General features: G+C 73.2%; 15 protein-coding genes. 6 read left to right on the plus strand and 9 right to left on the minus strand.

Going from position 1 to position 19,559, the window contains the following annotated elements:
- Together BT98_RS0100695 and BT98_RS0100700 are read right to left on the minus strand one after the other, a co-directional pair.
- The gene (locus tag BT98_RS0100695; protein WP_026033037.1) at positions 1-1,173 is read right to left on the minus strand and encodes a hypothetical protein; all 1,173 of its coding nucleotides are present in this window, start codon (positions 1,171-1,173) and stop codon (positions 1-3) included.
- 115 nt (positions 1,174-1,288) lie between these two features.
- The gene (locus BT98_RS0100700) at positions 1,289-3,103 is read right to left on the minus strand and encodes a heparinase II/III domain-containing protein (protein ID WP_115359173.1); all 1,815 of its coding nucleotides are present in this window, start codon (positions 3,101-3,103) and stop codon (positions 1,289-1,291) included.
- Positions 3,104-3,231: 128 nt separating this feature from the next.
- Here BT98_RS0100700 and BT98_RS0100705 point away from each other — a divergent pair, with 128 nt between their 5' ends.
- Entirely contained in the window at positions 3,232-6,057 is a 2,826-nt protein-coding gene (locus BT98_RS0100705; RefSeq protein ID WP_019460208.1) for a polysaccharide biosynthesis/export family protein, read from the plus strand.
- A 48-nt stretch (positions 6,058-6,105) separates the two neighbouring features.
- Here BT98_RS0100705 and BT98_RS0100710 read toward each other — a convergent pair whose 3' ends face one another.
- Positions 6,106-6,327 carry a DUF4170 domain-containing protein gene (locus BT98_RS0100710; protein WP_019460209.1) on the minus strand — a complete coding sequence of 74 codons (222 nt, stop codon included), beginning with the start codon at positions 6,325-6,327 and terminating at the stop codon, positions 6,106-6,108.
- A 191-nt stretch (positions 6,328-6,518) separates the two neighbouring features.
- On the opposite strand from BT98_RS0100710, the gene BT98_RS22725 reads away from it, so the two are divergent.
- The 3 genes from BT98_RS22725 (at position 6,519) to BT98_RS0100725 (ending at position 9,519) form a co-directional block, all read left to right on the plus strand.
- On the plus strand, positions 6,519-7,070 hold the full coding sequence (locus BT98_RS22725; protein WP_019460210.1) for an MOSC domain-containing protein: 552 nt from the start codon (positions 6,519-6,521) through the stop codon (positions 7,068-7,070).
- 66 nt (positions 7,071-7,136) lie between these two features.
- On the plus strand, positions 7,137-8,318 hold the full coding sequence (locus BT98_RS0100720; protein ID WP_027297117.1) for a DUF808 domain-containing protein: 1,182 nt from the start codon (positions 7,137-7,139) through the stop codon (positions 8,316-8,318).
- A 208-nt stretch (positions 8,319-8,526) separates the two neighbouring features.
- A complete protein-coding gene (locus BT98_RS0100725) occupies positions 8,527-9,519 on the plus strand; it encodes an ABC transporter substrate-binding protein (RefSeq protein ID WP_019460212.1) in 993 nt (330 codons plus the stop codon).
- A gap of 24 nt (positions 9,520-9,543) precedes the next feature.
- Here the strand turns inward: BT98_RS0100725 and BT98_RS0100730 are convergent, their stop codons facing one another.
- The 4 genes from BT98_RS0100730 to BT98_RS28330 form a co-directional block, all read right to left on the minus strand.
- Positions 9,544-11,127, minus strand: a complete 1,584-nt coding sequence (locus BT98_RS0100730) for an ABC transporter substrate-binding protein (protein WP_019460213.1) — start codon at positions 11,125-11,127, stop codon at positions 9,544-9,546.
- A 212-nt stretch (positions 11,128-11,339) separates the two neighbouring features.
- Positions 11,340-12,263, minus strand: a complete 924-nt coding sequence (locus tag BT98_RS0100735; protein ID WP_019460214.1) for a dihydrodipicolinate synthase family protein — start codon at positions 12,261-12,263, stop codon at positions 11,340-11,342.
- A gap of 487 nt (positions 12,264-12,750) precedes the next feature.
- Positions 12,751-13,782 carry a tricarballylate/proton symporter TcuC gene (gene tcuC, locus BT98_RS22730; RefSeq protein ID WP_019460215.1) on the minus strand — a complete coding sequence of 344 codons (1,032 nt, stop codon included), beginning with the start codon at positions 13,780-13,782 and terminating at the stop codon, positions 12,751-12,753.
- Positions 13,783-13,828: 46 nt separating this feature from the next.
- The gene (locus BT98_RS28330) at positions 13,829-14,056 is read right to left on the minus strand and encodes a hypothetical protein (protein WP_019460216.1); all 228 of its coding nucleotides are present in this window, start codon (positions 14,054-14,056) and stop codon (positions 13,829-13,831) included.
- Positions 14,057-14,237: 181 nt separating this feature from the next.
- Here BT98_RS28330 and BT98_RS0100745 point away from each other — a divergent pair, with 181 nt between their 5' ends.
- Together BT98_RS0100745 and BT98_RS0100750 are read left to right on the plus strand one after the other, a co-directional pair.
- On the plus strand, positions 14,238-15,560 hold the full coding sequence (locus BT98_RS0100745) for a putative DNA modification/repair radical SAM protein (RefSeq protein ID WP_019460217.1): 1,323 nt from the start codon (positions 14,238-14,240) through the stop codon (positions 15,558-15,560).
- A complete protein-coding gene (locus BT98_RS0100750; protein WP_019460218.1) occupies positions 15,553-17,100 on the plus strand; it encodes a UdgX family uracil-DNA binding protein in 1,548 nt (515 codons plus the stop codon). Before BT98_RS0100745 ends, BT98_RS0100750 begins: the two co-directional genes overlap by 8 nt.
- 340 nt (positions 17,101-17,440) lie before the next feature.
- Here BT98_RS0100750 and BT98_RS0100755 read toward each other — a convergent pair whose 3' ends face one another.
- Together BT98_RS0100755 and BT98_RS0100760 are read right to left on the minus strand one after the other, a co-directional pair.
- The gene (locus tag BT98_RS0100755) at positions 17,441-18,277 is read right to left on the minus strand and encodes an OmpA family protein (protein ID WP_026033039.1); all 837 of its coding nucleotides are present in this window, start codon (positions 18,275-18,277) and stop codon (positions 17,441-17,443) included.
- Positions 18,277-19,548 (minus strand): cupin domain-containing protein, encoded by a 1,272-nt coding sequence (locus tag BT98_RS0100760; protein WP_226946016.1) that lies wholly within the window; start codon positions 19,546-19,548, stop codon positions 18,277-18,279. Before BT98_RS0100760 ends, BT98_RS0100755 begins: the two co-directional genes overlap by 1 nt.
- Positions 19,549-19,559 lie beyond the last annotated feature (11 nt).

Raw genomic sequence — 19,559 nt, forward strand, 5'->3', positions numbered from 1 at the left:
TCAGCCTTCCGGCATGGGGGAGGGGGAGCGTGGCAGGGGGGCGAAATCCGGATGGCCCCGGCGCTGGCCGAGGGGCATCGCGGGGGCGTTCCCCATGCCCCGCGGAGGTGCCGGCCGGGCGGCGGGGTAGGGACCGGCCGCCGCGCCCGGGGGAAGACCGGCAGGCGCCGGGGAGGGGGTGTCCGGCGGACTGCCTCCGGGGGCGGACCGGGCGTCGCGCCCGCCATGGCGTCCCGGCTCCTGGCCCGGATCGTCCATCGGGCCGCCCCGCAGCTCCGGCGGCAGGCCGACGGGCGGCAGGGGCGGCAGCACCATGCGGCCCCCCGGCCCCGCGCCGGAGGGAAGGGCCTGGCGCAGCAGGACGAGGCAGGCCGCGCCCAGCAGCACCGCCAGCGGCACGGAAACCAGCAGCAGCGCGATCAGCAGCGGCCGGTTCGGCAGCGTGGGGGCGAGCGGCACGCTGGGGGCGGAGACCAGCCGCGCCGCCACCGCCTCGTCGGTCAGCAGCGCCAGCCCGGCCCGCTGGTGCTGCGCCAGGAGGTCGTAGAGCGGCGTGCGGGTGAAGACATCCGGCTCCCGCCCCAGCCTTTCCTCCAGCTGGGCGATGCGGTTCCGGGTCAGGCCGGCGAGATCCGCCCGCACCTTGCCCTCGGCGAAGGCGTGCAGGCGGGCCAGCGCGTCGAGCGCCATGGCCCGGTCGGGATGCGGCAGGTCCAGCGTCACCGTCACGGTTTGCAGCGACTGGGTGACGGCGAAGTTCCGCTCCAGCCAGGTCTGCAGGTCGTCGGCATCGCTCTCGATCCGCAGGCCGAGCCATTGCCGCAGCAGGCCCATCGGGCCGCTGGCGCGCTGCTGCGTGAGCCAGGCGGGCAGGGCGGTGTCGCGCATCAGCATCGCCGCCGCCTCGGGCGAGCGCAGCAGGGCGAGATAGACCGCGAAATTCCCGCCCGAGCGGTTGTCCAGCAGCCCACCGGCCTGCAACACCGCATTGGCCTGGATCAGCGTGGACACCGCGAGGCCGGTGGTCTCGGCGGGGGTCACCACCGCCTCCGCCACGTACTGGCGCTGCCAGGACAGCACCAGCGCGATGCCGGCCGCCAGCAACAGGAACCAGGTGGCGAGGATTCTCCAGCGCCAGAGCCAGAGGGCGCGCAGCAGTTCCGGAAGCGGCATCCCCTGGTCCAGCGTGACTTCCCGTGACTATCGAGTTTGTTAACGAAATATTCAACCCTGGATTGAAACCAAGCCCGCAACCCTGCTGCGCTCACTGTGGGGAGGGCCTGCTGGGTCAGCCCGGCAGGCGGATCACCGTCAGGATGCGCGAGACCGGCGCCCGGGCGCGGAGTTCCAGAACGGGAACCGGGCGCAGCTCGCCATAGCGGGGAGCTTCCCATCCTGACGCCAGAACGATGTCGAGCGGCACATCCGCCGAGACGGCGATGCGGCCCAGCGGCGAGGCGACGCCCTGGGGGATGCGTTCCCAGGCGGCGGGGGCCAGGCGCCAGCGCAGCGTGACCCGCCGGAAGGGGCCGGAGACCTCGTCCAGCACGCTCCAGCGCCGGCCCTGGCCCAGCACGCGCCGGTCCTGCCGGTTGCCGTGCCGGTCGCGCACCCAGGCGCCATCCGCCAGCAATCCGCCCCGGCACCAGCGGGCGCGCAGGAAGCGCCCGGCGCGGGGCATCGGCTCCGCCTCGTCGAAGAGGATGGCGTTGTGCCCGGCGGCATCCTCCAGCCCCAGCGCCACCGCCCGCCATTCGGGGGCGGGGTTGTAGGACAGCGTGCCGCCATCCCGCAGCAGGTTCACCGGCCCGTCCCAGAGGTCGAGGTTCAGCAGGTCCGAATGCCCCGGGCGGAACTCCAGCGGGCCGGTGCGCAGCAGGGCGCGGGCACGGCCCACCGTCCAGCCGCGGCTGCCGCTGGCCTGCCAGCGCGCCTCGGGGCGCGGCACGGGCGCGGATGGCAGGCCGAGCCAGAGGCAGCCCGGATCGTCCGCCACCCCGGCCGAGGCGCCCAGGAAGAGCCGCGCGGCGCGCTCGACGCTGCCGCGCGCATCGCCCGGCCCGCCCAGCGACAGGTCCGCCACGTGGGAGCCATCCTGGTGGCCGAGGCGCGGCAGGGCGCCGGTCGCGGGGTCCAGCAGCCGGGCGAGCCAGCGGCTGGCGGCGGCGGCGCGGGCGGCGAAGGGCGGCGGGAAGGGCAGGGCCCCGTAGCTGCGCCGCAGCCATTCGGCGGTGGAAAGCACGTCCAGCAGCAGGCGGTGATAGCCCGTCGAGACCTGGGCGAAGCCGCCATCCGGCGCCACCAGCCGGTCCAGCGCGGCGGAAAGCCGGGCCATGGCAGGGGCTGGGTCCTCGCCGAGAAGAAGGTCGCAGGCGAAGAGCCCGGCGGGTTCGCTGACCGTGTGGTTGTTGTCCTGCGCCTCGGCATAGCGGGGGGTGGCGGCGATGCGCCGGCGGTGCTGGGCGAGGAGTGCCCGCAGCCCCGGGCTGGCCGCCTCGCCGCCCAGCAGGGCATGGGCCAGGGCCAGGTGCAGGGCGCGCAGCGCGGCCTCCTGCCCGCAGGCCCAGTTCGGCCCCCGGAAGGGCGGGTTGGCGCGGCACCAGGCGGTGAGCCTCGCCTCCGCCCGTTCGCGGTGGCCTCCCTGCGGGTCGAGCCGGTGCGCCAGGGCGAGGAGGGGGATCTCCCCCAGGCGGTTGGCCTCCCAGACCGGCCGCACATCGCCCGGCGCGAAGAGGTCGAGCGAAAGCCCATGGGCGTGGGAAGCGAAGGGGCCGTGGCCCGAGGGGAGGGAAGGGGGGCAGGCAGAGGGGCAGGCAGGGGGACGGGCGGCATCGCGGGGCTCCGTCTCCGGTGGCGGGAGTTCCGCCACCGCCATCAGCACGGGCAGCGTTTCCGCCCGCAGCGCCGCGGGAAGCGGGGAATGGCCGCCGGGCAGGAAGGGGCCTTCGGCAGGCCGGAGGTCGGGCAGGGCACGCCGGGCGAGACCGGCCGCCAGCCGGAGGCGGTGGCGCAGCAGCAGGCCCACCGGCCGCGCGCCGAGCCGCCAGGCGGCATCGAAGCGGAGCAGCATGGCGGTACGGGAGGGTAGCGCTCGGAAAACCATGCCGCTCCGTGATGGAACAACCTAAAATTGCTGTAAAATAAGTTAATAATCACTTAAAGTTGCAGTTCAAGACCATGGAATGACCTGAGTTGCCAAGGGTGTGCGCACCGAATCGGGAATACGCCAGATTGAGCCTCCTCCACCCTTCCGGATCGCGCCACGTCCTGTCGCTGCTGCTGGCCGCTCCCATGCTGGCGTGCCTGGCCGTCCCGGCGGCCCGGGCGCAGCCGAACCTGCTGATGCCGCCCTCCCTGCCTTCCACCCTGCCCGGCGGGCAGCCCCTGCCGGGCGCGCTGTCCGGCGGGCTGGCGGGCGGAGCCCAGGGGGATCTGGTGCAGCGCCTGCTCGACGCCGCCTCGGGGCGCAGCAGCACCACCCTCTCGCCACCGCCACCTCTGCCGCCCGCCGCGCCCATCCCCGCGATGCCCGCCGCCACGGCCGGCACATTCCCCGGCATGGCGCCGCCTCCCGATCCGCTTTCCAACACCGAAAGCTTCTTCGCCGCCCGCCTGCCGGAGCAGCAGCCGCCGCTGCGCCAGTTCGGCTATGACAGCTTCCGTCAGGCGGCGGTGCCCGGACTGACCACGGGCGCCATGCCGGAGGGCTACCTGCTCGGCCGCGACGACGAGGTGATCATCGCGGTGCGCGGGCGGGTGCGGACCTCCTACACCCTGCGGGTGGGACGGGACGGGATGCTGACCCTGCCCGACCTCGCCCCGATCCCCGCCGCCGGGCGCAGCCTGGGCGAGCTGCGCGCGGAGATCGAGGCGCGGGTGGCGCGGGAGCTGGGCGGGTCGGAGGCCTATGTCTCCCTCGGCCAGACGCGGCAGATCGCGGTCTTCGTGGCGGGGGAGGTGGTGCGGCCCGGCCTGCAAACCCTGCCGGCGCTGACCAGCGTGCTCGACGCGCTCAGCCTGGCGGGCGGGGTGCGCCGCACCGGCTCGCTGCGCGCCATCCGGGTCGAGGGGCCGGGCGGCGCGCGGATCGTCGATCTCTACGGCGCCATCGCCGGCACCGGTGCCACGCCGGACCTGTCCCTGCGGGAGGGCGAGCGCGTGGTGGTGCCGCCGCTGGGCGGGGTGGTCGCGGTGGCGGGGGAGGTGACGCGCCCCGGCATCTACGAGCTGCCGCCCGGCGCAGCGCAGCAGCCGCTGGCCCTCGTGCTGCGCCTGGCGGGGGAGGCGCTGCGCCCTTCCGGCAACCGCTTCCTGCTCCAGGGCACGGATGCCGGGGGGCGGCGGGCCTATGCCGAGATCGCCCCCGCCGCGCCCTTGCGCCGGGGCGACGCGGTGCTGGTGCAGCCGGGGGCGGACGTTTCCGCCAACGCGCTGCGGCTGGCCGGGCATGTGGCGGTGCCGGTGATGCGCTCGGCGGGCGGAGGCTACGGCAAGGCGGGCTTCTCGCTGCGCCAGCTCCTGGCCGATTCGCGGCAGATCAGGCCCGATCCCTATGTGCGCCTGGGCGTGGTCTGGCGGGTGGACCCGCGGACGCGGGTGCGGCGCTTCGTCGGCTTCGACCTGGGCCGGGTGCTGCAGGGGCAGGCCAACCTGTCCCTCGCCGAAGCCGACGAGGTGATCATCCTGGCGCAGAGCGACATCCTCTGGCTCTCCTCGCCCCCGGTGCAGCGCGCCCTGCGCGGCGAGATGCCGACCCCCCTGCTGGTGCCGGTCACGGTCTCGGCCGGCACCGCCCAGCGCCCGCCCGATGGCGGCCCCACCGCCAACACCGCCGTTTCCGCCGGGCTGCCCGCCTCGGTGCCGGCGCAGCCGGATTGCCCGGCGCTGCAATCCCTGGCCGTGGCGGCCAAGGGCAGCCCGATGCGCTATGCCCATGCGCGCGGCGCGGGCTTCCCGGACCTGGGCAACCCGCCCTGCCCGCAGGTCTTCATCGACTATCCCACCCTGCTGCCCTTCCTGCTGGACCAGAGCGTGCTGCTGGGCGGGGAGGTGGGACTGCCCGGCCTCTATCCCGTGCTGGAGGATACCGGGCTGGACCAGGTGCTGGCGGCGGCGGGGGATGTGGGGGAGACGGCGGACCTCGCCGCCGTGGAATTCTCGCGTGAGCCGCTGGACCAGGCCGGGGCCGTGCCGCTGACCCGGCTGCGGCTCGACCTGCGCTCGCGCAACTTCGCCGCCGTGCGCCTGTCGCCGCGCGACGGCATCCGCATCCCGCGCGGCTTCGGCGACCGGGAGATCGGCTCGGTGACGCTGGTGGGGGAGTTCGTGCGGCCCGGCACCTATGACATCCGGCGGGGCGAGCGGCTGTCGGAGCTGATCGGCCGCGCCGGAGGGCTGACGCCGCAGGCCTATCCCTATGGCACCGTCTTCACGCGCGAAAGCGTCCGGGTGCGGCAGCAGGACGGCTTCGAGCGCACGGCGCGGGAGCTGGAATCCAGCCTGCTCCAGGTCGCGGCGGGGCAGGCGGTGGCGGGCAGCCGGGCCAGCGGCGACCTTGGCGGCGCCATCACCGCCGGGCGGCAGATGGCCTCCGCGCTGCGCGAGGCCAAGGCGGCAGGGCGCATGTCGGTGGAGGCCAACCCGGCGATCCTCGCGGCCCGGCCGGAGCTGGACACGCTGCTGGAGCCGGGCGACCTGATCGCCATCCCGAAGCGACCGAACGAGGTGACGGTGGTGGGCGCGGTGCTGAACCCGGGCAGCATGCAGTTCACCACCGGAAAGAAGGCAGTGGACTATGTCCGCGCGGCGGGGGGCGAGCAGCGTTTCGCCGATGCCGGCCGCGCCTTCGTGGTGCTGCCGAACGGGCAGTCCGTGCCGGCGGGCATCGGCTCCTGGCAGGGCGGCGGGCCGCCGGTGCCGCCGGGCAGCCTCGTGGTGGTGCCGCAGGACCCCAGCCCCTACGAGACCTGGGGCTTCATCCGCGACATCACGCAGGTCCTGGGCCAGGTGAGCGTCAGCGCCGCCGCCCTGGCCGTGATCTCGCGGCAGGCCCGGTAGGCCGGGCGGGGCCCGCCCCGCCGCGCCCTCTTCCTGGAAGCCGGCCGGTCAGGCCGCCAGGGCGGAGGCGCCAGGGCGGTCCACCGACAGCACGAAGAGCCGGTGCGCGGCGATGTCGATGTTGCGGCGGGCCTTCTCGTTCCAGATGCGCTCGGCCTGCTGGGCGTCGTGGTAGGGACCGTAGCACTCCTCGGTGCCGGGCTCGAGTTCCTGCCAGTTCGGATCGGTGAAGACGCCGCCCCAGACGAAATAGAGCTTCTTGTCTGCCATGAGAGCCTCCGGATTATCGCGGTGCGGCATATCTAGGCCGGAGCACCGCCGAAGGGCAGTCCCGATCGCCGCCCTGCGACCGTCTGATTGGCGGAATCAGCCATGTCCTGATCAGGATGCCGTCAGAAGGGCTGACGGAATCTCGCACGCCCTTGATCCCCGGCCGGGCAGCGGCTTCAGCATCGTCGCCGATGCTGAACCCCGCCTCCACCCTGTCCCGACTCTTCGATGCGCCAATGCGGCCGGGCCGGGTGGAATGGATCGGCCTGCGCCCGGCCCGGCGCGCCGTGCTGCGCCCGGTGCTTCTGGCCGGGATGGAACCGGAAGGCGGGCTGGCGGGGGACCACTACCGCAACCGGCAGAGCCGGGCGCGGCAGGTCACGCTGATCCAGGCGGAGCACCTGGCGGCCATCGCCGCCTTCCTGGGACGGGAGCGGGTGGCGCCGGAGGAGCTGCGCCGCAACGTCGTCACCGCGGGAATCAACCTGCTGGCGCTGAAGGGGCGGCGCTTCCGGCTCGGCACGGCGGTGCTGGAGATGACGGGGGAGTGCCATCCCTGTTCCCGCATGGAGGAGGTGCTGGGCCCCGGCGGCTACAACGCCGTGCGCGGCCATGGCGGCATCACCGCGCGCGTGCTGCGGGCCGGGGAGGTGGCGCTGGGCGGGGCCATCCTGCGGCTGGACGGCGCGGACGATCCCGGTCCCGGCGGCGCGGGCGCATCCCCGCCGGTCCTGGCCGGTTAGGGTGTTCCAGGGACGGCGGCCAGGGAAGCGGCCCGAAACGCCGCCGGACATACGGAAGGACCGGATGTGAGCACGGGTTTGCTGGCGCTGCTGGACGACATCGCCGGGCTGGCCAGGATGTCGGCCGCCTCGCTGGACGATATCTCGGCCCAGGCGGCGCGGGCCGGGGTCAAGGCGGCTGGGGTGGTGGTGGACGATGCGGCGATGACGCCGCGCTACGTGACGGGCTTCGCGGCCTCGCGCGAACTGCCGATCGTGTGGAAGATCGCCGTCGGCTCGGTGAAGAACAAGCTGCTCTACCTGCTGCCGCTGGCCCTGGTGCTGAGCTTCGTGGCGCCCTGGAGCATCTCCGTGCTGCTGATGCTGGGCGGCGCCTATCTCTGCTACGAGGGCGCCGAGAAGGTCTGGCACGCCATCCACCCGCCGCCTGGCGAGGAGGGGCACGAGCCGGTGCCCGGGCATCCCGCACCCGGGAATCCGCCCCCCGGGAACGCAGCTCCGCCGGCCGGATCCCCGGCCACGCCACTGTCCCCCGGGGCGCCGGCGGCCAGTGGCGTGGCCGCGGCGAAGCGGCACGAGGATGCGCGCGTCCGCAGCGCGATCCAGACGGACTTCATCCTCTCCGCCGAGATCATGGCGCTGACCCTGGCCTCCCTCACCACGGATTCCGTGGTGGCGCAGGCGGTGATCCTGGCGGTGGTGGGGCTGGGGCTCACGGCGCTGGTCTATGGTGGCGTGGCGCTGATCGTGAAGGCGGACGACGTGGGCGTGGCGCTGGCGGCCAACCCGCGCCCGGTCACCAGCCTGCTCGGGCTGCGGCGGCTGCCGGAGACACGGGAGCCCTCCGGTGCCGACCATGCCCTGGCGCCGGTGACACAGGCGATCGGGCGGGGGCTGGTGCGGGGGATGCCGCCCTTCCTGCGGCTGCTCGGCATCGTCGGCACCGCCGCCATGCTCTGGGTCGGCGGCGGCATCCTGCTGCACGGGATGGAGACCTTCGGCCTGGCGCTGCCGGAGCACTGGGTGGAGGCCGCCGCCCATGCCGTCGCCGCGCTGGTGCCCGCCGTCACGGCCGCCGCCGCCTCGTGGATGGTCACGGCCGCATTGTCCGGCCTGCTGGGGCTGGCGGTGGGCAGCCTGCTGATCCCCTTCGCCGAACACCTGGGCGGGCCGGTGCTGGCCTGGGCCGGGGGCCTGTTCGGCCGCAAGCCGCAGGCCGGGGCGGAGACGGGCGGCGGCGCGGGCTGAAGCGCGGAAGCCGGCCGGCCCGCCGCCGCGCCCGTGCCGGAACGAGGCGCAGGGGGAATGGATCGAACATCCACGCGGAGGGACGCCGGGCAGGCCGGAAAAGCCTTCCCCAACCGTGCCGCGCGGGAGCGGAATCATCTCGTTTCCGGCTGGATTTTGCCAGACTGGACCACTCGGGATGGGAACCCGGCCAGTCCAGAATGGCGCCATGACGACGCATTCCGCCCCCCCGGCCTCCTGCCGCCGGCCCTTTCCCCTGGGGCGCCGCGCCCTGGTCGCCGCCACCGCCGGTCTGCTCGCCGCCCCGGCCCTGTCCCGTGCCGCGAAGGCCGCGCCGGTGCTGCGGGTGGGCAACCAGAAAGGCGGGCTGCGCTCGCTGCTGGAAGCCTCCGGCGCGCTGGAGGGCGTGCCCTACGGCCTCGAATGGAGCGAGTTCCCCGCCGCCGCGCCGCTGCTGGAGGCGCTCTCCGCCGATGCGCTGGATGTCGGCTCGATGGGCGACCTCGCCTTCTTCTCGGTCTTCGCCTCCGGCGCGCCGCTCCAGGCCTATGCCGCCACCCGGGCCGATCCGCGTTCCCAGGCCATCCTGGTGCGCGGCGACGCGCCCTTCCGCGGCCTGGCCGACCTGCGCGGCAAGCGGGTGGCGGGGAATCGCGGCGGCTGGGGCCAGTTCCTGGTGCGGGCCGCGCTGCAACGGGCCGGTCTGCCCCCGGATGCGGTGGAGCATGTCTTCCTGGGCCCCGCTGAGGCGGCGCTGGCCTTCCGCTCGGGCTCCGTGGATGCCTGGGCGATCTGGGAGCCCTATGTCTCCATCGAGGTGGCGCAGTTCGGCGCCCGGGTGCTGGAGGACGGCACGGGCCTCACCCCCACCGTCAGCTTCCTGGCCGCGCACCGCAACGCGCTGCGCGACCGGCGCGACGCGCTGGCCGACCTGATGCGGCGGCAGCGCCGGGGCTGGGACTGGGCCGCGGCGCACCTGCCGGACTACGCCGCCTACAACGCGAAGCTGACCCGCCTGCCGGAGAAGCCCGTGCAACTGGCCTTCGAGAAGCAGCAGACCCGCGCCGTGCCGCTCGACGGGGCGCTGCTGGCGGAACTGCAGCAGGCGGCTGACCGGGCGGTGGAGTACGGCGTGCTGAAGCAGCGGATCGACGTCACGGCGGCGATCGACAGGGGCTTCCCGCTCGACACGGCGGGGTAGGGCCGGGGCGTCCCGCGTGGCGCCTCAGCCCTTCCGCACGCCCCAGAACATGGTGCCGCTGGCCTGGACCACCCCGTCAAGGCTGCCGCGCATCGCGGCGGGCAGGTTGTAGGAGCCGACCGGGACGAAGGGCACCTCCTCCAGCGCGATGCGCTGCATCCCGGCGCAGATACGCTTCTGCTCCGCGAGGTCGGGCGCCGCGAACCAGGCATCGCGCAGGGATTCCAGCCGCGGGCTGGTCGGCCAGCCGAACCAGCCGCCCTTGCCGTTGCCGCGCAGCGGGAAGTGGCTGCCGGGATTGCTCAGGCTGAGCCCGGCCCAGGAGGTGCAGAAGACGTTCCAGCCCCCTTCGGCGGCCGGCTTGTCGCTGGCCCGCCGCCCGACCAGCGTGCCCCAGTCCATGCTCTGGAAATCGACGTTGATCCCGATCTGCCGGAACAGGCTCTGCCCCACCTGGGCGATCGGCACCAGCGCCGCCTGGTCCGAGGCGGACATGAAGACCACCGGCTCGCCCTTGTAGCCGCTCTCGGCCACCAGCTTCCGCGCCAGGGCGAGGTCGCGCTTTCCCGTCAGCACCTCCATCCCCGCATCGCTGGCCATGGGCGTGCCCGGGGTGAAGACGCCCGTCGGCACGGTCATCAGGTCGGTCTGGTCGCCGACCACGGCGCTCATGAACTCCGCCTGGTCGATGGCCGGCAGGATCGCGCGCAGCAGCTTCGGGTTGTCGAAGGGCGGCTGGGTGTGGTTCAGCGCGATCACGCCCGGCGTGGGCAGGGAGGAGGTGGAGACCAGCTTCACCCCCGGCTGCCGGCGCAGCGTGGGGAGCAGGTCGAAAAGCGGACTTTCCAGCCAGTCCACCTCGCCCTGTTGCAGCGCGTTGGCGGCGGTGGCCGGGTCGGGGATGACGCGCCATTCGACCCGCGCGACATTCGCCACCTTGCCGCCGGCCCAGAAGGAGGGCGGCTCCTGCCGCGGCTGGTACTTCGCGAAGCGCTCCCAGGCGGAAAAGGAGCCGGAAACGCGCTCTCCCGGCAGGTAGCGGAAGGGGCCGCTGCCAATGGCGTCGGTGACCTGGGCGAAGGCGTCCACCTTCGCCTGGCGCTCCGGCATGATCATGCAGATATCCGGCCCGCCCAGGGCGAAGGTCATCAGCGGGAAGGGCGATTTCAGCCGGATGCGGAAGCGCCGGTCGTCCAGTGCGGCGATCTCCTGGGTCAGCGCGAGGAGCTGCTGCCCGAAGCCCTTGCGCCTGCCCCAGCGGTTGATGGAGGCGACGCAGTCGATGGCGCGGACCGGCTCGTCGTCGTGGAAGACCAGCCCATCCCGCAAGGTGAAGGTCCAGCTCAGCCCGTCATCCGAAACCTCGTGGCCCGCCACCATCTGCGGCCGCGGCGTCAGGGATGCATCGATGCCGTACAGCGTGTCGTACACCATCATCCCGTGGTTGAAGGCGACGGTCGCGGTGGTCCAGACCGGATCGAGGCTCGACAGGTCGGCCTGCGGCACGAAGCGGAGCGTGCCGGCCGGCGGCGCCGCCAGGGAAGGACGGGACAGGCCGGAGCCCGCCGCCAGGGCCACGCCGCCCGCCAGCAACTGCCTGCGCCGCATCGCTCGCTCCTTCCGGATCGCCACGGGCCGAGCTTGGCGGTGCGAAGGCGCTGGAAGCCAGCGGAATAGGGCTGTGCCCCGGCATCATCGAGGCCGGTGGCGGCTCCGGTTGGCGCCGTCTTGTGCAGGATGGCACCATCCCCCGGGTGTCCGCCCCGAAAGCGGGCGGGCAGCGCATCGGGATGTCCTCCGGCACCATCGGCGGCGGGCTCTCAGGCCGGTGCGCCGCCCGCCTGATCCAGCGCCGCCCGGAGCCGGCCATGCTCCGCTTCCGCCAGCGGCAGGATCGGGCGCGGCGGCTCGGCCCGGCAAAGGCCGAGGAGCCCCGCGGCGGCATAGACCACGCGCAGGCTGCCGAACTGGCGGAACAGGGCCCAGAGCGGCGCCAGCTTCGCCTCCAGCCGCGCCACCTCCGCCACATCGCCCGCCTGCGCCGCCCGCATCAGGGCCAGGGCCTGCACCGGCAGCAGCCCGCCCAGGACGCTGTACCAGGCCGCGCCGCCCGCCAGCACGGAGGCAGGCGCGTTCCAGTCGCCGCTGTAGCCGAGGGCGAAGCCCTCCGGCAGCCGGGCGCGCAGGGCCTGGTGCCGGGCGGCGGCCTCCTCCGGCGGCGGGGCCGGCTGCTTCAGCGCGACGATGCCGGGCAGGGCCGCGAGGCGTTCGAGCAGCGCCTCGCCGAAGCTGAAATGCGTGGTCGATGGGTTGTTGTAGATGCAGAGCGGCAGGGCGGTGGCCGTGCCGACGGCGCGGAAATGCTCGAACACCTCTTCGTCGAAGAGGGGCGTGTAGGAGACCGGCGCCAGCAGAAGCCCGTCCGCCCCGGCGGCCTCCGCATCCAGGGCCAGCGCCACCGCCTCGTCCGTCCGCAGCGCGCCGGCTCCCACGATCAGCGGCACCTTCCCGGCGGCCTCCCGCGCGGCCTCGATGGCCCGGCGCCGCTCGGCGCGGCTCAGATAGGCATAGGTGCCGGTGCTGCCGAGCAGGCCGATGGAATCCGCCCCGGCCTCCGCCAGCCGGCGGACGAGGCGCGCCAGCGCCCCGGCTTCGACGCGGCCCTGCGCATCGGCGGGGGTGACCGGAAAGGCGGAAAGACCCCGGAACGGAGTACTGGACGGGGTGCTGGCACGGCTCGGCATGGCGAGGCTCCTTCTGCAATCGTCCATGCGCCTGGATGGCTGCTCCGGGGAGGTCCAATCGCGGGCCGGATGGAGTGGCCAATCCCGCCCTGGCCGCGTCGCGCCTCATGGCTGGCCGCCGGGGGAGAGGCTCCGCCTCTCGCCCCGGACCCCTTTTCCGCCGGGGACCGAAGTCGGTCCCCGGACCCCAGGGCTTGCGTTGGCTCCACGTGGTGGCCGTCAGCCCGCGGGTTGATCCCTGGGGGCAGGTGGCAACGGGGGGCGCCCGAACAGAAAGACACCGTTTCCGCACGGGCGGCCCCGGCAATCCGCCGGAGAGCCATGCTCTCCGGCGCGATCCGGCGTCAGACAGAACCAACGAAAATGGGTCCAGGGCCCGCAGGGTCCTGGCGGATAGGGGGCCCGGGGGAAAGGCAGGGCCTTTCCCCCGGGAACGGCGCAACGCCGGACGTAACGCGCGACGGCCAGGGGAAGGCCGCCGCCCGGATCAGGGCACCAGCACGCCGGCGGCGCGTTCCGCCGCCATGGCGCGGCGGTGCGACAGCAGGGTCGCCACCAGCCCCAGCACGGCCGCGACCGAGAGCCAGAGGCCGGGGATGGCGCGGTTGCCGGTGACCTCGATCAGCCAGGTGCAGATCGCCGGCGTGAAGCCGCCGAAGGTGGCCGTGGCCAGCGAGTAGGCGAGGGAGAAGCCGGAGGTGCGGACCTCCGCCGGCATGATCTCCGTCAGGTAGACCACCATGGCGCCGTTGTAGGAGCCGTAGAGGAAGGACAGCCACAGGAGGGACAGCAGCAGCCGGTCGAAGGAAGGTGCGGCCACCAGCCAGGAGATCACCGGATAGGCGGTGGCGATGGCCAGCACGGTGCAGGCCACCAGCACGGGAAAGCGCCCCAGCCGGTCGGAGATGGCGCCGCCGACGGGCAGCCAGACCAGGTTGGAGACGCCGACGCAGAGGGTTACGACCAGCGCGTCGGTGGAGGCGAGGTGCAGCACCTCCCGCCCATAGGTCGGGGTATAGGCGGTGATCAGGTAGAAGGACACGGTGGTCATCGTGACCATCATCATGCCCAGCAGCACCACCTGCCAGTTGGCGGCCACCGAGCGCAGGATCTCGCCCGCCGTGGGGCGGCGGTGCCGCGTCTGCTCCAGGAAGGCCTCGGTCTCCGGCAGCGAGGTGCGGATGTAGAAGAGGTAGGGCACGATCAGGCAACCCACCAGCAACGGCACGCGCCAGCCCCAGGCATCCATCTGCGCCGGGGACAGCAGGCTGGCCAGCGTCACGCCGAGCAGGGCGGCGAAGATCACCGCCACCTGCTGGCTGCCCGACTGCCAGGAGACGTAGAAGCCCTTGTTGCCGGGGGTCGCGATCTCCGAGAGATAGACCGAGACGCCGCCCAGCTCCACGCCGGCGGAGAAGCCCTGCAGCAGCCTGCCGATCAGCACCAGCACCGGCGCCATCAGCCCGATCGTGGCATAGCCCGGCACCACGGCGATGGAGAGGGTGCCCACCGCCATCATCGCCAGCGTCAGCAGCAGCCCGTTGCGGCGGCCGTGGCGGTCGATATTAGGTGCCCAGAACCAGCGCGCCGAGCGGGCGCATCAGGAAGCCGACGCCGAAGGCCGCGAGCGAGGCCATCAGCGAGGCGAAGGGGTTCTGCGAGGGGAAGAAGGTCCGGCCGATGGCGGCGGCGTAGTAGCCGTAGACCGTGAAGTCGTACATTTCCAGGAAGTTGCCGGAGGCAACCCGGAAGACGTTCTTGATCTGGTCTTTTCGGGAGGTGGGGGTGGGCAAGGGGGTATGCTCCCAGCAGGCAGTCTTGTGTCAGCTAGACCTCCTGCCTCCGCGGAAACATGGGCCGGGAGATTACGGAAAATTTGCCTGCTCCTGTCCCGCAGGTCATTCCGCCGCCGGGCGGAGGGAGCTTGCGGGTTCCGCCCGGAACACAATATGAACATCCATGCAAAGCCGTGCCATGGACCTCCGTCGGAAGCTGGAAATCCTTGCCGACGCGGCGAAATACGACGCCTCCTGCGCCTCTTCCGGCTCCGAGAAGCGGGACAGCCGCGATGGCGGGCTGGGCAGCACCGAGGGAATGGGCATCTGCCACGCCTATGCGCCGGACGGGCGCTGCATCTCGCTGCTGAAGCTGCTGCTGACCAATGCCTGCGTCTATGACTGCGCCTACTGCATCAACCGTGCCTCCTCGAACGTGCCGCGGGCGCGCTTCACGGTGGCCGAACTGGTGGCGTTGACGCTCGACTTCTACCGGCGGAACTATATCGAGGGGCTGTTCCTGTCCTCCGGCATCATCCGCTCGCCGGACTACACGATGGAGCAGATCCTGCGCGTGGCGCGCTCGCTGCGGGAGGAGCATGGCTTCCGGGGCTATATCCACCTCAAGACCATCCCCGATGCCGATCCGGCGCTGGTGGCGCAGGCGGGTGCCTATGCCGACCGGCTGAGCATCAATGTCGAGCTGCCGAAGGTGGAGAGCCTGGCCCGGCTGGCACCGGAGAAGGACAGCGGCGCCATCAAGCGCGCCATGGGCGACCTGCGGCTGCGGATCGAGGGCGCGGCGGAGGCCAGGCGGGAGCACGAGGCCGGACGGGTCCGCGCCACGCCGCCCCGCTTCGCCCCGGCCGGGCAGAGCACGCAGATGATCGTGGGCGCGGATGGCGTGGACGACCGGCAGATCCTGGGCACCACGGCGGCGCTCTACGGATCCTACCGGCTGCGGCGGGTCTATTTCTCCGCCTATTCGCCCATCCCCGACGCGCCCGCCCTGCTGCCGCCCACGGCGCCGCCGCTGGTCCGCGAGCACCGGCTCTACCAGGCCGACTGGCTGATGCGCTTCTACGGCTTCGAGGCCGGGGAGATCGTGGCGCCAGCCGGGGAGGACGGCGCCGCGCCGGGGATGCTCGATCTCGACATCGATCCGAAGCTCGCCTGGGCCCTGCGCAACCGGCACCGTTTCCCGGTGGACCTGAACCGGGCGGGGCGGGAGATGCTGCTGCGCGTGCCGGGCCTGGGGGCGAAGACGGTGGAGCGCGTGATCGCCGCGCGGCGGCACCGGACGCTGCGGCTGGAGGACCTGGCGCGGCTGCACATCCCGCTGCGGAAGGTGGCGCCCTTCCTGATCGCCGCCGGGCACCATCCGCGCGCCGGGCTGCTCGACCGCGCGGACCTGCGCGCCCTGCTGGTGCCCGAAAGGGGGATGGCCGCCTCGCTTCCGGGGCGGCCGCGGCAGCTTTCGCTCTTCGCCGCCGGTCCCGTTCCGGAAAGCGCCCATGCATAGTGTCGCCCTGGCCGCGCCGGACGATTTCGACGGCTGGCGGGCGGCGGCGCGGGCTCTGGTGATCGCCGGCATCGCGCCGGAACGGGTCTCCTGGTCCAGCCCCGCCGATCCGCCCGCCCTGCTGGCCGGGCCGCCGCCGCCGGAGGCACCGGAGGACGCCCCGGCGCCACGCGTGCCGCGGGGCTTCCCGGACCTGGCCGCCCTGGCGATCCGCCACCGCGATCCGCAGCGCTTCGCGCTGCTGCACCGGCTGCTGCACCGGCTCCAGGCGGAGCGGGGGCTGCTGGAAGTGGCCTCCGACCCCGATGTGGCGCGCGCCGAGGCCATGGCCCGCGCGGTGCGGCGGGACGCGCACAAGATGCATGCCTTCGTGCGCTTCCGGGAGATGCGTGTCGCGGAAGGGGCGGATGGCGCCCGCTTCGTCGCCTGGTTCGAGCCGGGGCACCACATCCTCCGGGCCGAGGCGGGCTTCTTCCGGCGGCGTTTCGCGGCCCTGCGCTGGAGCATCCTGACGCCCTGTGGATCGGCGCACTGGGAAGGGGCGGAAGGCGGCGAGGTCCGCTTCGGCCCCGGCGCCCGCCGCGCCGATGCCCCGGCCGAGGATGCGGCGGAGGATCTCTGGCGCACCTACTTCGCCGCCATCTTCAACCCGGCCCGGCTGAAGACCGGCGCGATGCTGGCCGAGATGCCCCGCCGCTACTGGCGCAACCTGCCCGAGGCACGCGACATCCCGCGCCTGATCGCCGAGGCCCCGGCCCGGGTCGCCGAGATGGTGGAGCGCGGCGCCACCCCGCCCGCCTTGCGCCGGCAGCGGACGGCGCATCTCGTCTCCCTGCCGGGCGGCCGTTCGGATGGCCTGCACCCGGCGGCGGCTTCGCGCGTTGGAACGCCCGCCATGCCCCATGCCGAAACCCCGACGGACAGCGACGTCCCCGCCGCCCTCGCCGCTCTGAAGCGCGAGATCGAGACCCGCAACGACCTGCCGGGCTGGTCCGGACAGGCGACGCAACTTGTCTTCGGCGAAGGGCCGCCCGAGGCCCTGCTGATGTTCGTGGGGGAGCAGCCGGGTGACGAGGAGGACCTCGCCGGCCGGCCCTTCGTCGGCCCGGCCGGGCGGCTCTTCAACCGGGCGATGGAGGAAGCGGGCGTCGCGCGGGACGAGGCCTATGTCACCAACGCCGTGAAGCACTTCAAGTTCACCCCGACCGGCAAGCGGCGCCTGCACCAGACGCCGGATGCGGGGGACATCGCCTATTACCGGCCCTTCCTGGAACGCGAGATCGGCCTGGTGGCACCGCGCCTGCTGGTCACGCTCGGCGCCACCGCGCTGCGCGCCGTCACCGGCCGCGCCATGCCGGTCACCAAGGTGCGGGGCAATGTGCTCCGCGCGCCGGACGGGCGGCTTTTCTACCCGACCGTCCACCCCTCCTACCTGCTCCGCATTCCCGATTCCGCCATGAAGGCCCGCGAATACGACCGTTTCGTGGAGGATCTGGCCAAGGCCGCCGCCACCGCCCGCAGCCTGCCCGCCGCGGCCTGACGCCGCCAGATGAAACGCCGGGACGGGCTGTCCTCCGCAGGCTGACCGTCAGCCCGGAGGTCCGATCCCGCGGCACAGGTCCCAACGCCCTTGCTTCCCGGACCCGCTTCAAGCTATAGGAATAAAGTCAACACCCCTCACGATGCCACCGGCCTCTGAATGCGCAGCCCGGCCAGCATCCGCTTTCACCGCAAGGAAGACCCCACCCCCAACCACGCGGATAAAGGGCTAAAATCCTAAAGCCCTAAAATCCTAAAGCCCTGAAAATCCCCGATGGCACGCAGGGCAGACAACACCGGACCGTGGTGCCTCCGATGATCCATGCCCTTCGCCCTTGGCATCAGGGGGCCGGTTTCGGAGCCTCGGTGGTGCCGGGCTGGTCGGGCTTCTTCTCGTCCGCCGGGGGCCTGGCGCCGTCGCCTGCGGCGGCAGGCGGGGTGGCGGCCGGCTTCTCGCTTTCCGGATGGCTCTCCGGCGATCCGGGTTTCGGCCCGGCGGCGGGCTTCGGCGCCTCCTGCTTCTCCGCAGGCGGCTTCGCTGGCGCGGCGGCCGGCGGCGAGGCCGGGGCATCCGGCGCGGCGGGCTGGGCAGCCGAGGGCTGGGACGCGGGCGGCCGGGAATCGGCGGGCGGCGCGGCCGGGGTCTCGGGCTTCGCCGGAGACTTCGTTTGGGGCGCCGTCTGGGGCGCTGTCTGGGGCTTCGGCGCCGGTTCGGGCGTGGGCGCGCGGGCCGGCAGCACCACGATGGTGACGTTGCGCTGGTTGCGGTTCTCGGTGCTGCGGCTGAATCCGGCGACGCGGGCCTCGGTGCGCAGGCGCGCGGCGGGGATGCCGTATTGCGCCGTCAGAGCCTCCGCCACCGCCCGCGCGCGGCTGGCCGCGAGCCGGACATTGCTGGTCTGGCCGCCCTCCCGGTCGCTGTGGCCCAGCACGCAGACATCGCGGTCCGGTTCCGCCTTGATCAGCCGGGCGGCGGCGGCGAGGCCGCTGCGCGCCGCATCCGTGACCTGGGCATTGCCGGAGTGGAAGGGGATGGCGAAGACATCGTCCTCCAGCCGTTCCGCCCCGACGCAGCTGAAGTCCCGCCGCGGGGCCTGGGCGGCGCCCTGGGCGGAGGCCAATGCGAGGATCGCGGGGGCGAGGATCGCGGCCAGCAGGCCGTGCAGCAGCGGGAGCATCACGAGGCCGCCTGGGCGAGCAGCCCGGCCCCGGCGAGGCGCTGGAGGAAGCCGGCGGCATCCACGCCCGGATGCGCCCTGCTGAGCCCGGCCTCGTCCACCTCCCGCCGCGACAGGACCCAGCCGGCGGCCTCGGCCTCGGCGGGGGACAGGGGCAGGGTGCCGGCGCCGGTCTTCAGCAGCCATTCGCTGCCGCGCCGCACGGGCTTGGCGCCCTCGGCCACGACGCGGAAGCCGCCTTCGCCCGTTTCCTCCGGGGGGGTGCCCTCCGCCTCCGGCACGGCCAGGCCCCGCGTGGCGAGGAGGTTGTTGCCGCCGCGGTGGAAGCGGTGCTCGGCGACGAGGCGGCCCAGCATCTCCAGCACCCGCGGCTCGCGGCAGTATTCCGACAGGCGCGTGCCGAGCTGCCCGGCGCGGGTGGTGAGCGCGAACTGTGTGGCGGGGGTGCCGTCCTGGCGGGGCAGAGGCTGGCGGAAGAGCGGGTCCTGGATGGCGCGCTCGAAGAGCATCGACAGCAGGTCCAGGCCAAGCGGCGCGTTGGCGCCATAGGCGACATGGACGGAGGTGTCGGCCTCGGTGATGGCGTCGTGATACCAGCCGCGCGGCAAGTACAGCAGGTCGCCGGCCTTCAGCACCACCTTCTCGCGCAGCGGGCCCTTGGCCTGCTCGTGGTGCGCCTGGCCGAGCGAACGGAAGGAGGGATGGCTGATCGGCCATTCCGCCCGGTTGGCCCAGATGTTCCAGACCTTCTCGCCCTCGACCTGCACGGCCCAGACGTCGTGCGTGTCGAAATGGGCGGGGAAGGCCTTGTGCTGGCGGAAGGAGATATAGACGTTGGCCTGCGCCTTGCCGAGCCCGGCATCCTCCAGCGCATCGCTCACCGAGGCGAGGCCGGGGCTCAGGCTGTCCACGTCGTTCATCACGACCGAGGCCCCGCGCGCCACCCATTCGCGCAGCTTGCGGGAATCGGGCTGCTGCACCGGCTGGCCGTCGCGGCCGGTGGCGCGGATGCAATAGGCCTCCGCCGGCACCGCCTGAGTGTCCATCATCAGGCGCAGCGAATGGCTGGACCAGATATGGGTCATGTCCAGCAGCCGGTCGATCGCGCGCCAGGACAGGATGGCGGCGAACTTCGCCGCCCCGCCCGGGATGTGCAGCGGCTGCCGGTCGTGGAACTCGGCGAAGAAGCGTTCCGGCGTGACCGGCGACAGCAGGTCGGAGAGCGACAGGGCCATGGCGCGCAGCCTAGCCGAGGGCCGGGCGGCCGTCATCGCCGCCCCCG

This window comes from Roseomonas mucosa ATCC BAA-692 (genome assembly GCF_000622225.1).
Lineage (GTDB): Bacteria > Pseudomonadota > Alphaproteobacteria > Acetobacterales > Acetobacteraceae > Roseomonas > Roseomonas mucosa.

Bases quoted from the DNA above. Each gene is read 5' to 3' on its own strand.
- BT98_RS0100695 (WP_026033037.1), bottom strand. From the start codon at position 1,173: ATGCCGCTTCCGGAACTGCTGCGCGCCCTCTGGCTCTGGCGCTGGAGA.
- BT98_RS0100700 (WP_115359173.1), bottom strand. From the start codon at position 3,103: ATGGTTTTCCGAGCGCTACCCTCCCGTACCGCCATGCTGCTCCGCTTC.
- BT98_RS0100710 (WP_019460209.1), bottom strand. From the start codon at position 6,327: ATGGCAGACAAGAAGCTCTATTTCGTCTGGGGCGGCGTCTTCACCGAT.
- BT98_RS22725 (WP_019460210.1), top strand. From the start codon at position 6,519: ATGCTGAACCCCGCCTCCACCCTGTCCCGACTCTTCGATGCGCCAATG.
- BT98_RS0100725 (WP_019460212.1), top strand. From the start codon at position 8,527: ATGACGACGCATTCCGCCCCCCCGGCCTCCTGCCGCCGGCCCTTTCCC.
- BT98_RS0100730 (WP_019460213.1), bottom strand. From the start codon at position 11,127: ATGCGGCGCAGGCAGTTGCTGGCGGGCGGCGTGGCCCTGGCGGCGGGC.
- BT98_RS0100735 (WP_019460214.1), bottom strand. From the start codon at position 12,263: ATGCCGAGCCGTGCCAGCACCCCGTCCAGTACTCCGTTCCGGGGTCTT.
- tcuC (WP_019460215.1), bottom strand. From the start codon at position 13,782: ATGATGGCGGTGGGCACCCTCTCCATCGCCGTGGTGCCGGGCTATGCC.
- BT98_RS0100745 (WP_019460217.1), top strand. From the start codon at position 14,238: ATGGACCTCCGTCGGAAGCTGGAAATCCTTGCCGACGCGGCGAAATAC.
- BT98_RS0100750 (WP_019460218.1), top strand. From the start codon at position 15,553: ATGCATAGTGTCGCCCTGGCCGCGCCGGACGATTTCGACGGCTGGCGG.
- BT98_RS0100755 (WP_026033039.1), bottom strand. From the start codon at position 18,277: ATGCTCCCGCTGCTGCACGGCCTGCTGGCCGCGATCCTCGCCCCCGCG.
- BT98_RS0100760 (WP_226946016.1), bottom strand. From the start codon at position 19,548: ATGACGGCCGCCCGGCCCTCGGCTAGGCTGCGCGCCATGGCCCTGTCG.